Origin of the sequence: Paraburkholderia sp. RL17-337-BIB-A (assembly GCF_046025895.1) — a bacterium.
Taxonomy (GTDB): Bacteria; Pseudomonadota; Gammaproteobacteria; order Burkholderiales; family Burkholderiaceae; genus Paraburkholderia; species Paraburkholderia fungorum_C.
The window spans coordinates 3526254-3544282 of the sequence record NZ_JARESY010000002.1; the positions used below are offsets into that span (position 1 = coordinate 3526254).

General features: G+C 60.2%; 15 protein-coding genes. All 15 read right to left on the bottom strand.

The window, feature by feature from the left end; genetic code table 11:
• Positions 1-7 precede the first annotated feature (7 nt).
• The 15 genes from trpB to sdhA all read right to left on the bottom strand — a co-directional run bounded on the left by trpB (position 8) and on the right by sdhA (position 18028).
• On the bottom strand, positions 8-1201 hold the full coding sequence (gene trpB, locus P0D84_RS36375; protein WP_408345233.1) for a tryptophan synthase subunit beta: 1194 nt from the start codon (positions 1199-1201) through the stop codon (positions 8-10).
• A 60-nt stretch (positions 1202-1261) separates the two neighbouring features.
• Positions 1262-1975, bottom strand: a complete 714-nt coding sequence (locus P0D84_RS36380; protein ID WP_408345236.1) for a phosphoribosylanthranilate isomerase — start codon at positions 1973-1975, stop codon at positions 1262-1264.
• 2 nt (positions 1976-1977) lie between these two features.
• The gene (gene truA / locus P0D84_RS36385; protein ID WP_408345238.1) at positions 1978-2784 is read right to left on the bottom strand and encodes a tRNA pseudouridine(38-40) synthase TruA; all 807 of its coding nucleotides are present in this window, start codon (positions 2782-2784) and stop codon (positions 1978-1980) included.
• The gene (locus P0D84_RS36390) at positions 2781-5747 is read right to left on the bottom strand and encodes a motility hub landmark protein FimV (protein WP_408345241.1); all 2967 of its coding nucleotides are present in this window, start codon (positions 5745-5747) and stop codon (positions 2781-2783) included. Before P0D84_RS36390 ends, truA begins: the two co-directional genes overlap by 4 nt.
• A gap of 139 nt (positions 5748-5886) precedes the next feature.
• A complete protein-coding gene (gene asd / locus P0D84_RS36395) occupies positions 5887-7008 on the bottom strand; it encodes an aspartate-semialdehyde dehydrogenase (protein WP_027805102.1) in 1122 nt (373 codons plus the stop codon).
• A gap of 84 nt (positions 7009-7092) precedes the next feature.
• Positions 7093-7356 (bottom strand): hypothetical protein, encoded by a 264-nt coding sequence (locus P0D84_RS36400; protein ID WP_408345244.1) that lies wholly within the window; start codon positions 7354-7356, stop codon positions 7093-7095.
• A 33-nt stretch (positions 7357-7389) separates the two neighbouring features.
• Positions 7390-8457: a 3-isopropylmalate dehydrogenase gene (leuB, locus tag P0D84_RS36405; RefSeq protein ID WP_408345247.1), complete on the bottom strand. Its 1068-nt coding sequence runs from the start codon at positions 8455-8457 to the stop codon at positions 7390-7392.
• 26 nt (positions 8458-8483) lie between these two features.
• Complete coding sequence (gene leuD, locus P0D84_RS36410; RefSeq protein WP_408345250.1) at positions 8484-9137, bottom strand: 3-isopropylmalate dehydratase small subunit; 654 nt, start codon at positions 9135-9137, stop codon at positions 8484-8486.
• Positions 9138-9223: 86 nt separating this feature from the next.
• A complete protein-coding gene (locus P0D84_RS36415; protein WP_408345253.1) occupies positions 9224-9382 on the bottom strand; it encodes an entericidin A/B family lipoprotein in 159 nt (52 codons plus the stop codon).
• 5 nt (positions 9383-9387) lie between these two features.
• Complete coding sequence (gene leuC, locus P0D84_RS36420; RefSeq protein ID WP_408345256.1) at positions 9388-10797, bottom strand: 3-isopropylmalate dehydratase large subunit; 1410 nt, start codon at positions 10795-10797, stop codon at positions 9388-9390.
• 258 nt (positions 10798-11055) lie between these two features.
• Positions 11056-12861 carry an enterotoxin A family protein gene (locus tag P0D84_RS36425; RefSeq protein ID WP_408345259.1) on the bottom strand — a complete coding sequence of 602 codons (1806 nt, stop codon included), beginning with the start codon at positions 12859-12861 and terminating at the stop codon, positions 11056-11058.
• Between the two features lie 994 nt (positions 12862-13855).
• A complete protein-coding gene (gltA, locus tag P0D84_RS36430) occupies positions 13856-15157 on the bottom strand; it encodes a citrate synthase (RefSeq protein ID WP_408345262.1) in 1302 nt (433 codons plus the stop codon).
• Between the two features lie 92 nt (positions 15158-15249).
• Complete coding sequence (locus P0D84_RS36435; RefSeq protein ID WP_408345265.1) at positions 15250-15522, bottom strand: FAD assembly factor SdhE; 273 nt, start codon at positions 15520-15522, stop codon at positions 15250-15252.
• A gap of 1 nt (position 15523) precedes the next feature.
• Complete coding sequence (locus P0D84_RS36440; RefSeq protein ID WP_132383613.1) at positions 15524-16228, bottom strand: succinate dehydrogenase iron-sulfur subunit; 705 nt, start codon at positions 16226-16228, stop codon at positions 15524-15526.
• A gap of 24 nt (positions 16229-16252) precedes the next feature.
• On the bottom strand, positions 16253-18028 hold the full coding sequence (sdhA, locus tag P0D84_RS36445; protein ID WP_408345268.1) for a succinate dehydrogenase flavoprotein subunit: 1776 nt from the start codon (positions 18026-18028) through the stop codon (positions 16253-16255).
• Between the last annotated feature and the right edge of the window lies 1 nt (position 18029).

Sequence of the window (18029 nt, forward strand, 5' to 3'; positions counted from 1 at the left end):
GCGGCGCTCAGAACTGAATGCCCGATCGCTCAGCGACCGTGTGCATGTCCTTGTCGCCCCGGCCCGACAGATTGACCAGAAGGACCTTGTCTTTGGGCAACGTCGGCGCGAGCTTCGCGGCATAGGCCAGCGCGTGGCTGGACTCGAGCGCCGGAATGATGCCTTCGATGCGACAGCAATCGTGGAACGCCTTGAGCGCCTCTTCGTCGGTAATGCCGACATATTGGGCGCGATTGCTGTCTTTTAGCCACGCATGTTCAGGACCCACGCCCGGGTAGTCCAGCCCTGCCGAGACCGAATGCGTCTCGATGATCTGACCGTTGTCGTCCTGCAAGAGATAGGTACGATTGCCGTGCAGCACGCCCGGACTGCCGCCGATCAGCGAGGCCGCGTGACGACCGGATTCGATGCCGTCGCCCGCTGCTTCGACACCGATCAATTGCACCGAAGTATCGTCAATGTACGGGTAAAAGATGCCCATTGCATTCGAACCACCGCCAACGCACGCAATCACGGCATCCGGCTGACGACCGACGAGTTCGGGCATCTGCACCTTGCACTCGTCACCGATCACGCGTTGGAAGTCGCGCACCATCATCGGATACGGATGCGGTCCCGCGACAGTGCCGATGATGTAGAAGGTGTTTTCGACGTTGGTCACCCAATCGCGCATCGCTTCATTGAGTGCGTCTTTCAGCGTGCGCGAGCCGGACGACACCGGCACGACGGTCGCGCCGAGCAGCTTCATCCGGTACACGTTGGCAGCTTGGCGGCGCACATCTTCCTCGCCCATGTAGACAACGCATTCCATGCCGAAGCGCGCCGCAATGGTTGCGGTCGCCACGCCGTGCTGGCCCGCGCCGGTTTCCGCGATCACGCGCGGCTTACCCATGCGCTTGGCGAGCAGCGCCTGGCCGATCACGTTATTGATCTTGTGGGCGCCGGTGTGATTCAGATCTTCACGCTTGAAGAAAACCTGCGCGCCGCCGAGCATCTCGCTCCAGCGCTGTGCATGATAAATCGGGGAAGGACGACCCACGAAATACTTCAGTTCGCGCTCGTATTCGGCGACGAATTCCGTGTCTTTCTGATATTTCTCGTACGCGACACGCAACTCGTCGAGCGCATGAACCAGCGTTTCAGCGACGAACACGCCGCCATATTGGCCGAAATGGCCTCTTTCGTCAGGCAAGTTATACATGGTGATCACTCTTCTCAGTGTGGCGCACGGCTTTCGTGTGAGAAAACCGCGCCGCCTGAATCATTCGGCGTCTGCCGCGCGCACTGCGCGCACGAACGCCGCCATCCGGGCGTGATCTTTCACGCCCCTGGCGCCCGGCACTTCGATGCCGCTCGAGACATCGACCGCGTACGGGCGCACGCGATGGATCGCGTCACTGACGTTTTGCGCGTTCAACCCACCACTCAAAACGGCCCGACGCGCGAGCTCTGCTGGAATAAGTGACCAATCGAAAACCTTCCCGCCGCCGCCATAGCCTTCGACATGGGTGTCGAACAGAAGGCCGCTGGCTGCTGAATAGTTAAGTGCTGATTTTACCAAATCAGCCGGTTGAGTATCCGCCGCGACTCGCAACGCGCGCAACCAAGGCAAACCCGCAACCCCGGCGAGGGCTTCGCACTGCGCGGCGGTTTCGTCGCCGTGGAACTGCAGCAAGTTGAGCCCGACATTCCTGACGACTTCGCGAATCCAGTCGTGCGTTGCGTTCACGAACAGGCCGACTATCGACACGAACGGCGGCACGTCATGCACCAACTCGACCGCCTGCGCGACGCTGACCGAACGCGGGCTCGGCGGATAGAACACAAGGCCGATCGCGTCGGCGCCGAGGTCGATTGCCTGGGTGACGTCTTCCGGCTTCGAGAGGCCGCACAACTTGATACGTGTCCGATGCGGTGCGGCTTGTTGCGGCATGCCGGCGTTAGTTTCGGCCGCCCGATTTTCGGTTGATTTCATATTTACGCTTGCTCGGTCCATACGGTATTCCACGGCACGCTGCCTGTCTGCGGCGCGGGCACGGCGAATTGCTTAGGATAGCCCACCTGCGCCAGGTACAGGCCGTCGGGCATGAAGGTCGGCGCGGCACAGTCGCGATCGCGGCTGGCGAGCACCTCGGCCATCCATTCAGCCGGATGGCGTCCCCGGCCGATGTCGACGAGACAGCCAATCAGGTTGCGCACCATATGGTGCAGGAACGCGTTCGCCCGAAAGCGGAAGTGAACGAAGTCGCCCTGTTGCCGCATGTCGATCTGATACAGATGCTTGACCGGTGTTTTCGCCTGGCATTGCGACGAACGGAACGCCGAAAAATCATGCTCGCCGATCAGGTGGGCGGCGGCGGCCCGCATGGCGTCGACGTCGAGCGGCGTGTGCACCCAGCCGGCCCGCGTGGCCTGCATGGGCGAGCGGAACGGATGGACGTACAGGACATAGTAATAAGTCCGCTCGAACGCCGAAAAACGCGCGTGGAACGCGTCGGGCATCGGTTTGGCCCACTGCACGGCAATCGTCTTCGGCAGAAAGGCGTTGGTGCCGCGAACCCACGAAAAATCCGTGCGATCGAGTTCGGTGTCGAAGTGCACGACCTGGCCGAGACCGTGCACGCCGGTATCCGTGCGGCCAGCCACCACCGTCTGCACAGGCACTTGCGCGAACTCGCGCAACGCCCGTTCGAGCTCGTCCTGCACGGTCTTGCCATGCGGCTGCGACTGCCAGCCGCAGAATGCCGAGCCGTCGTACTGAACGCCTAGCGCAATACGCTTCACGACAACGGTGCGAGCGTCGAGAGCAGCGCGCGGGCCTCGGTGCGCGTGGCCGGATCGTTCGCTTCGATCACTTCGTTGATGAGCAGGCGCGCGCCGGACAGATCGCCGAGGTCGATATATTCCGCGGCCAGATCGAGCTTGTTGCGGGCGATGCGGCTGAGATCGGCTCGCGTAAATGCGGGCAACGGCTGGGCCGGACTCGGCGGCAACTCGAGGTCGAAATCGAGCTTCAACGCGCCGAAGCCGGCCGCGCCAAGGCCCGCCACGGCTGCGTGGCCTGCGGTGCCGGCGGAGATTTCGTCGGACACGTGCGGGGTGTCGTCCGGATCGTGAGGCGCCACGGCTTGCTGTGCGGTGGTTTTCGGGGAGGCTACCGGCTGCGTCGAAAGCGATTCAGGTGCGCTCACCGCTGCGTCGGTCGATTCGACGCGCGGCGGCAATGGCATGTTCAGACTGCTGAAGGCATCGACGGCGTCGCGCGGGAACTCGGCCGGAATGGATCGCGCGGGTTGAGTTTGCGCGACGGGGGCCGGTTCGAGAGTCGGTGCGCCATCGGGTGTTGTGGTTTCGGCTTGCTGATGTGACTGCTGTTGCGGTTGCAATTGTGGTTGCGGCTCATGGGACGGCTGATAGGCTGGGTCGAGGTGGGCCGGGTCCTGTTGGACCGTGGGCACTGCCGGCACATACGTGTCGGGCGCCGGATGCGCCAACGTGTCGATGGACGGCTGATCGAGCGGCGACGTCGTGCGCGGCTCGGCCTCATGCGGCGTGAAGTCGATGACCGGTTCGGGAGTGTTGAAATGGTTCTGCGGCTCATTCGCCGACTCTGCCAGCGGCGCGGCCGGCGCGCTCGATGCGGGTTCATCGTCCCATTGCAGACGGTGTGGAGGCGCCTCTTGCTGGAAAGTCTCGCTGACCGGTTCAAGCGACGTCAGCGGCAAGGCTTCAGCACCCAGTTCCGCGGCGGCTGCAAGACTCGCAGCCGTGGCCGCTCCGTCGAGGTTTTCGTGATGAACTGAGGGAAGCGGTTCGGACGTGGAGCCGCTTTGGGCAGCCGGTTCGATGTCTGCGCGCGGTTGCGCAGGTTCAAACGGCGCGGGTGCCGCGTGGCTTTCCGGCCACGCGGGCGGGGATGCATTGGGGTCTTGCGTGGGGAAGGCTGTGTGCGATTCGCCGGTCGAGGCTTCGTGCTCATCGGCGGCTTGCTCTTTTGCTGCGGCTTGCTCGCCTGCTGCCGCGCGCTCTCTTGCTGGCGCGCGCTCTTGCGCCGCTTGGTCCGCTATGACTCGCTCAGCTTCGGCACGCTCCGCAGCAGCTTGTTGCGCTGCTGTACTTTCTCCCGCCGTGTGCTCGGTTGCTGTATGTTCTGCCGCTACGCGCTTTGCAGCTTCTCCCGCTGCAGCTTCACGCTGCGCTGCTTCCCGCGCAGCCGCCGCGCGGATTTCCGCTTCGCGCTCCGCGGCCACGCGTTCCGCTACTTCTCGCGCCGCTGCTTCTCGCTCTGCTGCTTCTCGCGCCGCTGCTTCTCGCGCCGCTGCTTCTCGCTCTGCTGCTTCTCGCGCCGCTGCTTCTCGCGCCGCGCCCTCACGGCCAGCCGCAGACAGTGCTACTCCATACGCTGCCGCTTCGTCGCTCGCGTCCGACGCTTCCCGCACAGGAATCTGTTCGCGCGTCGAAACGCCATCTTCCGGCGCGGCCGTTCGCGCGGAAGCCGCCGCGGCGTCCTGCGCCAGCGAGCCTTCAGCCACGGCAACACGGGCGCGCTTACGCCGCCGCAGACCCAATGCCGCCAGCAGCACCACCAACGCCGCGCCGATCGCCGCTGCCACGCTCAAATTCGTCTGCGAGATGCCGATGTCGTTCGACGCGGAAATCGCTGCGCCACCATGACCCGAAACGGCCGCAGCAGACGAAGCGCCAGCGGCGGGCTGCGCACCGTTCGTCGACGGCGTGGGCGTGCGCGTGCCCGTCACGGCAGATGAGCCGCCGATGCCGTGTTTCTGCAGTTCCATCAGCACGCGGTTTTTCAGCGCAAGCAATTGCTGCAAGCTGGACACCTGAGCACGCGCTTGCGATGCCGGCTGTGCGGCTGCGGTGGCGGTGGCCGCCGCTTGCGCAGCTGCTGCGGCAGCGGCTGACGCAGCTTCGGCGGCCTCGCTGGGCGAGGGCTGGACCGCTCCCGACCAGACATCCGCGCCGCTGGCCGGCGCCCCGCCTGCGGCCTGTGAACCTGCTACGGGTGCCCCCGCTACCGCACCGGCCGCCGTCGAGCTACCCGGCGTCGCCGGGCTTGCTTCAGCCGCCGAACTGGCCGTCCCTGAAACCGCAGGCGCGGACGGTGCTGCAGCGCGCGCCGCAGCACTTGCTGCGCTTGCTGCGGCGGCATTGACTTGCGCCACGCCGCTCGCAACGCCGACCGTCACACCGGCCGTCGCCGCATTCGGTGCATTCGGTGCATTCGGTGCATTCGGCGCATTCGGCGCGCTCGGCGCGTTCGCCGTGTTCGATGCAGAAGCAGCCGCAGCCGTGGCGGTCGATGGCGCAGTAGACGCGGACCCAGCAACCGGCGCGGAAGCCACCAGAGCCCCGGACGCATCCAGTGCCGGAATCGTCAACACGGCGCCTACGCGCAACCGGCTCGGGTCATGATTCATGAAGCCGCTCGGATTCGCATCGAACAGCGCGCGCGAAGCGCGTACGAGCGTCGCCCGATCGCGCGACTGCGTGACGGCGATCGCCACGTCGTTCAACGACTGACCAGGCTTCACCGTATATTGACTGCCGGCGGCATAAGAAACGGAGGCGCCCGCCGGCGCGCTTGTGGCGTCGCCCGGCGCTGCCACTGCGTTGCCTGCGCCGACACTGACGCCAGCCAGCGCCAAAGCCAGAGCGGCCGCGACCGTCAAGTGGCCCGTACCTTGATACATGAACATAGCCCGAAGGGAAGAGAGTCGAAGGTTCATCGGGACTCCTGGCGCGTCAGCGCGCAGCCCTTTTTTGCGGTTGAGAAGAGACAAGATAATCGGAGCACACAATGAAAAAAGCGCCGCGCAAGCGCGACGCTTCTTGAGTTTTCTACGCGTCGTGAGCGCGTAGTTTACTTTACTTGTCGAGCACAATGCGAAGCATGCGACGCAGCGGTTCAGCCGCGCCCCACAGCAGCTGATCGCCCACCGTGAAGGCGGACAGATATTCGCCGCCCATCGCCAGTTTGCGCACGCGGCCGACCGGCACAGTCAGCGTGCCCGTCACCACGGCGGGGGACAGATCGCGCATCGACGCTTCACGTTCGTTCGGCACGACCTTGACCCAGTCGTTGCCCGACGCGAGGATGCTGTTCACTTCGTCCAGCGGCACGTCCTTGTTCAGCTTGATGGTCAGCGCCTGCGAGTGACAACGCATTGCGCCGATCCGCACGCACAGCCCATCTACCGGAATCGAACCCGGCGTGCCCATAGCCGGCTTGCCGAGAATCTTGTTGGTTTCCGCGCCGCCCTTCCACTCTTCCTTCGACATGCCGTTGCCGAGATCCTTGTCGATCCACGGAATCAGCGAGCCGGCGAGCGGCACGCCGAAATTGTCGGTCGGCATACGGTCGCTGTTCATTGCGGAGAGCACGCGCCGGTCGATGTCGAGAATCGCCGACGACGGATCCGCCAGGTCTTCCTTGGCCGCGCCGTACAGCGTGCCCATTTGTTGCAGCAGTTCGCGCATGTTTTGCGCGCCCGCGCCCGAAGCGGCCTGATACGTCATGGCCGTCATCCAGTCGACGAGGTTTTCGCGGAACAGACCGCCCAGCGCCATCAGCATCAGGCTGACCGTGCAGTTGCCGCCGATGAAATTCTTCTGGCCCTTGACCAGCGCGTTCTTGATCACGTCAAGGTTGACCGGATCGAGAATGATGACCGCGTCATCCTTCATGCGCAGCGACGAAGCCGCGTCGATCCAGTAGCCGTTCCAGCCCGCTGCGCGCAGCTTCGGGAACACTTCATTGGTGTAATCGCCGCCTTGGCAGGAGATGATCGCTTCGCACTTCTTCAGGTCTTCGATGCTTGTTGCATCTTTGAGCTTGGTCTCGTTTTTGGCGAACGACGGCGCGTTGCCGCCCGCGTTGCTGGTGCTGAAAAACACCGGTTCGATCAAGTCGAAATCGCCTTCCTGCTGCATACGTTGCATCAGGACGCTGCCGACCATACCGCGCCAACCTACGAGACCTACGTTCATGACTTCATACCCTTCGAATGGAGACTTCCCCGCATCTTTGCCCGCAGTGACCGCGCGGGGAAGATGAGCGGGCACGACGGACGATCAGCGTTTCGTGATCGTTTTCGGGGTAATCGTTTTGACGAGCGATTTGATGGTAATGGCGAACTCAACCACACGGGCCGTTTTGCCGTGCAGTTTGGAAATCGAGGAGATTTGGGAGATCTGCGCCATCGCTACAATATACACGAAAACCGGAATCTGGCGACGTGATCGTCCGCCGTTATCGTCCGTATTACGCACGAATTGGCCTGTTCCAAGGCCAATTCGCGTTTTAAAGGCCGCTTTAAAGACTGCGCGGCGACCCAACTACCCTCTGTGCTACGTCCGCGTCGAAGCGCCTTACAGGGCAGCGACTACCGCGTCGCCCATCGCCACGGTGCCGACCTGCTTGCAACCCGGCGTCAGAATGTCGCCCGTGCGATAACCCTGCTCCAGCACCTTCTTTACTGCGTTTTCGATGCGATCCGCCTGTTCCGCCTTGTTCAGCGAATAGCGCAGCATCATGGCGGCCGACAGGATCGTGGCCAACGGATTCGCCACGCCCTTGCCGGCGATATCCGGCGCGGAACCGTGCGACGGCTCGTACAAGCCCTTGTTGTTCTTGTCGAGCGAGGCCGACGGCAACATGCCGATCGAACCCGTCAGCATGGCGGCTTCATCGGAGAGAATGTCGCCGAACAGGTTGCCGGTGACGATCACGTCGAATGACTTGGGCGCCTTAACCAGTTGCATGGCCGCGTTGTCGACATACATGTGCGACAACTCGACGTCCGCGTATTCCTTCGACACGTCGATCATCACGTCCTTCCAGAGCTGCGACGTTTCGAGCACGTTCGCCTTATCGACCGAGGTCAGCTTCTTGCTGCGCTTTTGCGCCGCCTGAAACGCCACGTGCGCAATGCGGCGCACTTCGGGTTCCGAATAACGCATCGTGTCGAAGCCTTCTTTCGAGCCGGCGAACAGACCGTCCGGCGCTTCACGCACGCCGCGCGGCGAGCCAAAGTAGATGTCGCCGTTCAGTTCGCGCACGATCAGGATGTCCAGACCCGAAACGATTTCTTCCTTCAGCGACGAAGCGCCCGTCAGTTGCGGATAGCAGATTGCCGGACGGAAATTCGCGAACAGTTGCAGGTGCTTGCGCAAACCGAGAATGGCCTGCTCCGGGCGCAGCGCGCGTTCGAGCGAGTCGTACTTCCAGTCGCCGACGGCGCCGAACAGGATCGCATCGGCTTCCTTCGCCAACGCGAGCGTCGAATCGGGCAGCGGATGGCCCTTCGCTTCGTAGCCCGCACCGCCAACCGGCGCTTCTTCGAGTTCGAACTTTTCGCCGAGCACGTTCAGGACCTTGACGGCCTCCTTGACGATTTCGGGACCGATGCCGTCGCCCGGCAAGACTGCGATCTTCATGCGAATTTCCTTGATGATTTTTTCGTTTATCCGACGATGCGGTGAGCCAGCCAAGGCTGCTTCGTGATCCGCTCGGCTTCGAACTGGCGAATCTTGTCCGCGTGACGCAGCGTCAAACCGATATCGTCGAAGCCATTCAGCAGGCAGTACTTGCGGAACGCAGCCACTTCGAACGGATACTCGGTGCCGCCGTCCGACGTGCGCACGACTTGCGCTTCCAGGTCGACGGTCAGCTTGAAGCCGTTGAACGCGTAGGTTTCGTTGAACAGGTGATCGACTTGCTGTTCGGTCAGCACGATCGGCAGCAGGCCGTTCTTGAAGCAGTTGTTGTAGAAAATATCGGCGAAGCTCGGCGCAATGATCGCGCGAAAGCCATATTGCTGCAGTGCCCACGGCGCATGCTCGCGCGAGCTGCCGCAACCGAAGTTCTTGCGCGCCAACAGCACCGATGCGCCCTGATAGCGCGGCTGGTTCAGCACGAAATCCGGGTTCAGCGGACGCTTCGAGTTGTCCTGACCCGGCTCGCCGTGGTCGAGATAACGCCATTCGTCGAACGCGTTCGGACCGAAACCCGTGCGCTTGATCGACTTCAGGAATTGCTTCGGAATGATCGCGTCCGTGTCGACGTTCTCGCGATCGAGCGGCGCCACGACGCCGGTGTGTACGATGAATTTATCCATGACGCTTGCGCCTGTTTCAAGACCGGACGATGCGCGTGACGGCCTGAAAGCCACCACCCGCACCGCCGGCAAAAATCAAAAACCGCTTATTTGTCAGCGTGATTGCTGATCGAATTGCCGAGGTGCGACATGTCCTCGCCGAATCCGTGCACCGTGTTGCAGCCGGCCAGACCGAGCAATAGCCCGGCTAGCGTACCGAGTGCGAAGCGGCGCAATAGAGTGGTGCGATTCATGCTCTTCATCATGCGATTTATCCAAGCTTGCGAATATCGACGAAATGCCCTTCGATAGCCGCAGCGGCAGCCATCGCGGGGCTCACCAGGTGGGTACGGCCACCGGCGCCCTGACGACCTTCGAAATTACGATTCGACGTGGATGCGCAACGCTCGCCCGGGTCCAACCGGTCGGCGTTCATTGCGAGACACATCGAGCAACCGGGCTCACGCCATTCGAAACCGGCATCGGTAAAGACCTTGTCGAGGCCTTCACGTTCCGCTTGCGCCTTCACCAGACCCGAACCCGGCACGACCATGGCCAGACGGATGTTCGGTGCGACGCGGCGGCCGAGCTTCTTGACGACGTATGCTGCGGCGCGAATGTCTTCAATGCGCGCGTTGGTGCACGACCCGATGAAGATTTTATCCGGCTTGATGGATTCGATCGGTGCGTTCGGTTCGAGCGCCATGTACTTCAGCGCGCGTTCCATTGCGTCACGCTTGCCCGGGTCTTTTTCGCGTTCCGGATCCGGCACGCGGCCGTCCACGGCGGCGACCATTTCCGGCGACGTGCCCCACGTGACTTGCGGCACGATTTCAGCGGCGTTCAGTTCGACCACGCGATCGAATTGCGCGCCTTCGTCCGATTTGAACTGCTTCCAGTACTCGACCGCGTGATTCCATTCGACGCCTTCCGGCGAGAACGGACGGCCTTTCAGGTAATCGATGGTGGTGTCGTCCACGGCGACCATGCCGGCGCGTGCGCCTCCCTCGATCGCCATGTTGCAGACCGTCATGCGGCCTTCCATGGACAACGCGCGGATTGTCGAACCGCCGAACTCGATGGCATAGCCGGTGCCGCCTGCCGTGCCGATCTTGCCGATGATCGCCAGCACGATGTCTTTCGCAGTGCAGCCGCGCGGCAACGGGCCTTCGACCTTCACCAGCATGTTCTTGCTCTTTTTCTGCAAGAGCGTTTGCGTGGCCAGCACGTGCTCGACTTCCGACGTGCCGATGCCATGCGCCAGCGCGCCGAACGCGCCGTGCGTGGATGTGTGCGAGTCGCCGCAGACTATGGTCATGCCCGGCAGCGTAGCGCCCTGTTCCGGCCCGATGATGTGCACGATGCCTTGACGCAGGTCGTTCATCTTGAACTGCGTGATGCCGTAGGCGTCGCAATTCGTGTCGAGCGTATCGACTTGCAGCTTGGAGACCGGATCGGCAATGCCGTGCCTGCGATCCGTGGTGGGGACGTTGTGGTCCGACACCGCCAGATTCGCGCTGATACGCCACACCGGACGCTCAGCCAGTTTCAGGCCTTCGAACGCCTGAGGGCTGGTGACTTCGTGCAGCAGGTGACGGTCGATATAGAGAATCGTCGTACCGTCTTCTTCCGTGTGGATCACGTGTGTGTTCCACAATTTGTCGTAGAGAGTCTGTGCCATGGTATGCGGGGTAGTAATGACTGCGGGCTGACTGTGTCGATCAATTATGCCACGCAGAACCCTGCTTTGGGCCCCTCGATCACGGAGAAAACCGATAAAAAACAGAGAGTTGGGTGGTAGTGGCGATACCTGTATGGGCGTTACCCGGCAAGGGAGTGCGAGGCCGGCATCGTGCCCGCGGTCGCGCCAGGCGGTAGCGCGTCGGCTCTGCGACGCGGCAACTGACCGGAGCGGGCTGGCCGAGCGCGCTAGCCCGGCCTAGTGAACAGGCAGCACCGCTCTGCAAACGGCCATCGTCAAAGCCGTTGGATCCGATGACTTTGTGGTGCATAGAGGCGTGGTCGGGCTTGCGCTAAGCGACATCGTGACCGAGGCCGAGTTCGCCAGACGCGCCGTCGATCCCGCCGGCAATGTCCCGTAGCAAATACTTGGATCAGCGCGCAACTCAGATTCCGACGCCAGCTGAAAGCCGGATGGACATGTTTCTCCGGCGCGTGCCAGAACCATGGTCGAAAGAAAACGGTTCCCTTCGGCGACTCCGTTGTTACAGAAGGTATAACGGGGTTTTCGCGGAGGCGCCTCCGCCCAGATGTTGCAAGTCTCCGCATTGAACCAGCCGTCAGCCAAACCGATGACATTTGAACCGCTCGGCGAGTGAATGACCAAATTACACAAAGCTGTTTTATTCGCCATCGCCTGCTGAACGTTTACGGGCGCGTAACGATCCCAGCACACTGCGCCTTCGGGAGATTGAGATGAAACAACGACTTCGGGTGTCGTGTACGAGATCTTTTTGCATAAAGAGCTGTGAGTTTGGTTTGTATTTTTCGATATTACGCATGGAAGACGTTCGCTACCGGACACAATATTTTTGCCATCCAGTCTCGCAACGCTATATATATCCAATTGCGCGAAGCAAATACTCGAATTTACTTCAACATCCTCCGCCGTCGCTAATTTATAACCCGACGGACACCCCGGTACTGGATTATCCGTTTCAAATACCTTTCCGGCCGACGGCTGACATATTTCCCCCGTTGTATACTGCGTGTCCGAGGTCGCTATTACCTTACAGGTCGAATCCGCACTTTTCAGAAGATACCCTTCTCTAACGCGAAGCTTATCGTCAATCTGCATACGGCTACATAAACTCTTATTATATATTTCCGCGATACTCTCCGGGATCTCCTCCCTCCCGTAATCGCACTCGTTCTGAGTACCGTGATCGTACAGGAAGCTCATCGCGGCATCGAAATCCTCATACTGATTAAAACTTCGATCTCCCTCGAGACACGATCCACCGCACAATGTCGAACTGAGCGCCGACAAATATCCCGTGTAGTATGCGTAGTCCATGTTTCCATTATCGAATGGGATGCACTGCTCACTCGTAGATTGCGCGCGTTGTTGTCTATTACCCGTTGGCGGTCGTCCACAATTCGTAAATTCGACCCACGGCATTTCATTCCATGCCGCATGCCCGAGAGGAAAATGCGCGAGCTCCGGCTGAGCTGCAACGGGTGGCAGCGTGAACGCGATATCGTTCGGATTGTATTCGGGGTTAGGCGTCATGGGTGTGGTCGGCGGCTCGGCTACAGAGCGCCATCCGACAACTTGATACCAATGTATCCGCCCCATTGCAGCCCATTCATTTTCCTGCCGGATGATCGGCTCCAGGAATCGGCCTAAGCTGGCGTTGACATCGACGAAGTTTGCGGTTTGACGAATCGTGTAGACATAGCCGCTACGGAACCCGCGTCCCTGATCCCACAACCAGCGGTATCCCCGCATAAAATCGGTCGTTGTCGAAACGTAGCCTGAATAGTCGTTCTGGGGCCCCGCATGTCCGATCGCATGATTGTAGAGACTGAGATCGGCAATCGTTCCCGGTCGCGACGCATCAACGCCTCTCGCAATAAATCCCCCGGCACGCCTCACCTCATTGGGAGCACGCGTGTCAGCCCGGTAGACAAACTCTGGAATTTGCGCCGGTTGGGCGGGAGTATTTCTGATAGCCCCAAAAAATGCCACAAAAACAATCACAAAAGTCGAGATAAATCTCATAGCCGCACTCCATTCAGATGTTCATCTGATTACTGTGGATACAAGATTCCCTCTGTGTTCAAAACAATATAAGCCTCCGAAATTCTTATAGTCTCATTATCGACATGGGCACCAATGCCTATCGGAATTCCGCTCGTTATCGGATCGAAAAATCTTACGGATATCACATTTGGCTTGCTGCATACCCGATAAGCCACGGACACGTTTGCATTCTGAACATTCGAGGTCGCAAGGTTTACGTATTGAGTGGTTATGCTGTAAACGTACCCTAAGGTCTCGTTCGAGAAAGAATCCGAGTACAACGTTTGATGAACCATGCAAGGTTCTTTATCTGTCGACAGAAAAACGTAAAAACTGGAATCTGGATTGTTTTTATCTTTTAATTTGATACCGTATTTATAAAAACTCCAGGGGATAGAGCCAGATCCTTCCGCTGAAAACCTCGGGCTCAATACTACATTGCCACCTCGTGCCGGCAAAGGAGCCCAACTGGTTCCAGTGTAGTATCTAACGTTATATCGCTGCGACAACATTTCCGTAGTATCGACATCTGCCGACAGTGACGGTCCTGTCGCGTTGGCATCGAGCATGCCAGTAAGTGAAATAAAGAAGAAAGAACATAGTCCCTTCGCTGCCACGCCCCTCAGATTCGACTTCATTTTCACACCTCGCTTTTCAATAAAAACCTGCGCCAACAACCTAAATCGTCGTTTAAGTGGCGCAAGGGATCTCCACCGCGACAACTGCTTTTTAGCTACAAGCAAAGTAGGCGTACGGTGGCAATTCAGCGGTGGGGAAGCGATCTACGAGTTTGTGGACTTATTGTGCGCCCTAGGGCGTCGGAATTGGCGTGACGGATCGACCCAGATATGAAGGGGTGGGTTACAGCGCCCATGACGCGTGAAGCGCCGCGCGTTTAATGAGGACAGGGATGCTTCTAAAAAAAACCCCGGCAACTGCCGGGGCTTTCTCGATCCTGCTAGACCACAATCGATCAACGTTGCGCAATCGGCTTCGCTTCACGTTCCGTATCGCCGATGAACAGCTGACGCGGACGGCCAATCTTCTGTTCCGGATCGGCAATCATTTCGTTCCACTGCGCAATCCAGCCGACCGTACGTGCCATCGCGAAGATACACGTGAACATTGACGTCGGAATGCCCAGCGCGCGTTGCACGATGCCCGAGTAGAAATCGACGTTCGGGTACAGCTTGCGCGACACGAAGTATTCGTCTTCCAGTGCGATCTTTTCCAGCGCCATGGCCAGCTTGAACAGCGGGTCGTCGTGCAGGCCCAGTTCCTCCAGCACTTCGTGGCAGGTTTCGCGCATCAGCTTCGCACGCGGATCGTAGTTCTTGTAGACGCGGTGACCGAAGCCCATCAGCTTCACGCCCGAGTTCTTGTCCTTCACCTGCTTGATGAACTCAGGAATGTTGTCGACCGAGCCGATTTCTTCCAGCATGTTCAGTGCGGCTTCGTTCGCACCACCGTGCGCCGGGCCCCACAAGCAAGCGATACCGGCTGCGATACACGCAAACGGATTCGCGCCCGACGAGCCAGCCAGACGAACCGTCGACGTCGACGCGTTCTGTTCGTGGTCCGCGTGCAGGATCAGGATACGGTCGAGCGCGCGCACCAGCACGTCGTTGACCTTGTACTCTTCGCACGGGTTCGAGAACATCATATGCATGAAGTTCGCGCTGTACGACAGGTCGTTCTTCGGGTACGCAAACGGCTGGCCGATGCTGTACTTGTACGCCATCGCGACGAGCGTAGGCAGCTTCGCGATCATGCGAATCGCCGACACTTCACGGTGACGCGGATTGTTGATGTCGAGCGAGTCGTGATAGAACGCCGACAGCGCGCCGACTGCAGCGACCAGAATCGCCATGGGGTGGGCGTCGCGACGGAAACCGCGGAAGAAGAAGTGCATCTGCTCGTGCACCATCGTGTGATTCGTGACGGTCTTCACGAACTCTTCTTGTTGCTGCACGTTCGGCAGTTCGCCCTTCAGCAGCAGATAGCAGGTTTCGAGGAAGTCGGCGTTTTCCGCGAGGTTGTCAATCGGGTAGCCGCGGTACAGCAGCTCGCCCTTGTCGCCGTCGATGTACGTGATCGCCGAATTGCAAGCCGCCGTCGACATAAAGCCCGGGTCGTACGTGAACTTGCCGGTCTGGCCGTACAGTTTGCGGATGTCGATCACGTCCGGGCCGAGAGTGCCCTTGTAAATCGGCATTTCAACGCTCGGCGAATTGTCGCTGAACGATAGCGTGGCTTTAACATCTGACGGGGTCATAGCACATCCTCAATCGAAGTATGTAAACAGGGTTTCGATAATTTGCACGCCTGGGAACAACGGACAAGCGGCGCTCAAAACATTAACGGCGCTCAGGCGTTGCGCAGCAACTCCAGGACCCGGATCACATCCGGGTCGGCAAGGTCGCCTTCCGGTTCCTTGCGGACCAGCAGCAAGTCCATCAGGTCGTTATCGCTCAGCTCGAGCAGACGCGTGAGAGCGCCTACATCCGCATCGCTGAGGTCATGCTCATATCGGCTGAAAAAACGTTCAAAGATCAGATCGTTTTCCAGCAAGCCGCGCCGTGCGCGCCAGCGAAGGCGCGCGCGGCGAAGAGGGTCGGACTGATGCGAAGACTCTTGCATCTCAGACAGCGCGGCGAACCATCAATTCCTTGATCTTGCCAATCGCCTTGGTCGGGTTCAGGCCCTTCGGGCAGACGTCGACGCAATTCATGATGGTGTGGCAACGGAACAGACGGTACGGATCTTCCAGGTTGTCGAGACGTTCACCGGTCGCTTCGTCGCGGCTATCTGCGATGAAACGATAGGCTTGCAGCAGGCCGGCCGGCCCGACGAACTTGTCCGGATTCCACCAGAAGCTCGGGCACGACGTCGAGCAGCTGGCACACAGAATACATTCGTACAGACCGTCGAGTTCGTCGCGTTCTTCCGGCGACTGCAGACGTTCCTTTTCCGGCGGCGGCGTATCGTTGATCAGGTACGGCTTGATCGAGTGGTACTGGTTGAAGAACTGCGTGAAGTCGCAGATCAGATCGCGCACGACCGGCAGACCCGGCAGCGGACGCAGCACGATCTTTTGCGGCAGATCGTTCAGGTTCGTCAAACACGCGAGGCCGTTCTTACCGTTGATGTTCATTGCGTCCGAACCGCACACGCCTTCACGGCACGAACGGCGGAACGACAGCGTTTCGTCCACTGCCTTCAGCTTGACGAGCGCGTCGAGCAGCATGCGTTCGTGCGAGTCGATCTCGATCTCGTACGTTTGCATGCGCGGCGCCGCGTCCTTATCCGGGTCGTAGCGGTAAATTTCAAATGTACGCTTTGCCATTTCTGAATTCCTTTGACTTGTGCCTTAGAAGGTACGCGCTTTCGGCGGCACCGATTCGACGGTCAGCGGTTGCATGTGAACCGGCTTGTAGTCGAGGCGATCGCCTTCGCTGAACCACAGCGTATGGCGCAGCCAGTTTTCGTCATCGCGATGTTCGAAGTCGTCCTGCGCGTGCGCGCCGCGGCTTTCCTTACGCGCTTCGGCGGAAACCATCGTGGCGCGTGCCACTTCGATCAGGTTTTCCACTTCCAGTGCTTCGACGCGTGCCGTGTTGAACACCTTCGACTTGTCTTTCAGGTAGATGTTGTTGACACGTTCAGCCACTTCGCGAATTCGTTCGACGCCTTCGGCCAGCAGCTTCGACGTGCGGAACACGCCGGCGTGTGCCTGCATCGTGGAACGGATCTCAGCCGCGACGTCTTGCGAATATTCGCCCGACGAGGACTTCTCCAGCTTGGCCAGACGCGCCAGCGAGAAATCAGCGGCGTCAGCCGGCAACGGCTTGTGATCCTTGATTTCCTTCACATGCTTGACGATGTGGTTGCCGGCCGCGCGGCCGAACACCACCAGGTCGAGCAGCGAGTTCGTGCCGAGACGGTTTGCGCCGTGCACCGACACGCACGAGCATTCGCCCACAGCGTAGAAACCGTTGACGACTTCCTCGTGACCCTTCGACGTACCCACGACCTGGCCGTTGATGTTCGTCGGAATACCACCCATCTGATAGTGGATGGTCGGCACAACCGGGATCGGCTCCTTGATGCAGTCGACGTTCGCGAACTTCATGGCGATTTCGCGGATCGACGGCAGACGTTTCATGATCGTCTCGGCGCCGATGTGCGACAAATCGAGCAGCACGTGATCCTTGTTCGGACCCACGCCGCGGCCTTCCTTGATTTCCTGGTCCATCGAACGCGAAACGAAGTCGCGCGGCGCCAGATCCTTCAACGTAGGCGCGTAGCGTTCCATGAAACGCTCGCCATTCGAGTTGCGCAGAATGCCGCCTTCGCCGCGCACGCCTTCGGTAATCAGCACGCCCGCGCCGGCCACGCCGGTGGGGTGGAATTGCCAGAATTCCATGTCTTGCAGCGCGATGTTCGAACGCGCAGCCATGCCCAGGCCGTCACCGGTGTTGATGAACGCATTCGTGGACGCGGCGAAGATCCGGCCCGCGCCGCCCGTAGCGAATAGCGTGGTCTTGCCTTCGAGGATATAAACGTCGCCGGTTTCCATTTCCAGCGCGGTCACGCCGAGCACGTCGCCGTCGGCGTCGCGGATCAGATCCAGCGCCATCCATTCGACGAAGAATTGCGTCTTGGCCGCAACGTTTTGCTGGTACAGCGTGTGCAGCAGCGCGTGACCGGTACGGTCAGCCGCCGCGCAAGCGCGTTGCACCGGCTTCTCGCCATAGTTGGCGGTGTGGCCGCCGAACGGGCGCTGGTAAATCGTGCCGTCCGCATTGCGGTCGAACGGCATACCCATGTGTTCCAGTTCGTAGACAGCGTTCGGTGCTTCACGGCACATGAACTCGATCGCGTCCTGGTCGCCGAGCCAGTCGGAACCCTTGATCGTGTCGTAGAAGTGATAGTGCCAATTGTCTTCGCTCATGTTGCCAAGCGAAGCGCCGATGCCGCCTTGAGCAGCCACCGTGTGCGAACGCGTCGGGAACACCTTGGACAGCACGCAAACCGACAGACCGGCGCGCGCGAGTTGCAGCGAAGCGCGCATCCCCGAGCCGCCTGCGCCGACGATAACCACGTCAAACTTGCGACGCGGCAGAGAATTCTTGATTGCAGCCATT

What these genes read in the sequence shown, in the direction of transcription:
- trpB (WP_408345233.1), bottom strand. Translation starts at nt 1,201, where the DNA reads ATGTATAACTTGCCTGACGAAAGAGGCCATTTCGGCCAATATGGCGGC.
- P0D84_RS36380 (WP_408345236.1), bottom strand. Translation starts at nt 1,975, where the DNA reads ATGAAATCAACCGAAAATCGGGCGGCCGAAACTAACGCCGGCATGCCG.
- P0D84_RS36390 (WP_408345241.1), bottom strand. Translation starts at nt 5,747, where the DNA reads ATGAACCTTCGACTCTCTTCCCTTCGGGCTATGTTCATGTATCAAGGT.
- asd (WP_027805102.1), bottom strand. Translation starts at nt 7,008, where the DNA reads ATGAACGTAGGTCTCGTAGGTTGGCGCGGTATGGTCGGCAGCGTCCTG.
- leuB (WP_408345247.1), bottom strand. Translation starts at nt 8,457, where the DNA reads ATGAAGATCGCAGTCTTGCCGGGCGACGGCATCGGTCCCGAAATCGTC.
- leuD (WP_408345250.1), bottom strand. Translation starts at nt 9,137, where the DNA reads ATGGATAAATTCATCGTACACACCGGCGTCGTGGCGCCGCTCGATCGC.
- P0D84_RS36415 (WP_408345253.1), bottom strand. Translation starts at nt 9,382, where the DNA reads ATGATGAAGAGCATGAATCGCACCACTCTATTGCGCCGCTTCGCACTC.
- leuC (WP_408345256.1), bottom strand. Translation starts at nt 10,797, where the DNA reads ATGGCACAGACTCTCTACGACAAATTGTGGAACACACACGTGATCCAC.
- P0D84_RS36425 (WP_408345259.1), bottom strand. Translation starts at nt 12,861, where the DNA reads ATGAGATTTATCTCGACTTTTGTGATTGTTTTTGTGGCATTTTTTGGG.
- gltA (WP_408345262.1), bottom strand. Translation starts at nt 15,157, where the DNA reads ATGACCCCGTCAGATGTTAAAGCCACGCTATCGTTCAGCGACAATTCG.
- P0D84_RS36435 (WP_408345265.1), bottom strand. Translation starts at nt 15,522, where the DNA reads ATGCAAGAGTCTTCGCATCAGTCCGACCCTCTTCGCCGCGCGCGCCTT.
- P0D84_RS36440 (WP_132383613.1), bottom strand. Translation starts at nt 16,228, where the DNA reads ATGGCAAAGCGTACATTTGAAATTTACCGCTACGACCCGGATAAGGAC.
- sdhA (WP_408345268.1), bottom strand. Translation starts at nt 18,028, where the DNA reads ATGGCTGCAATCAAGAATTCTCTGCCGCGTCGCAAGTTTGACGTGGTT.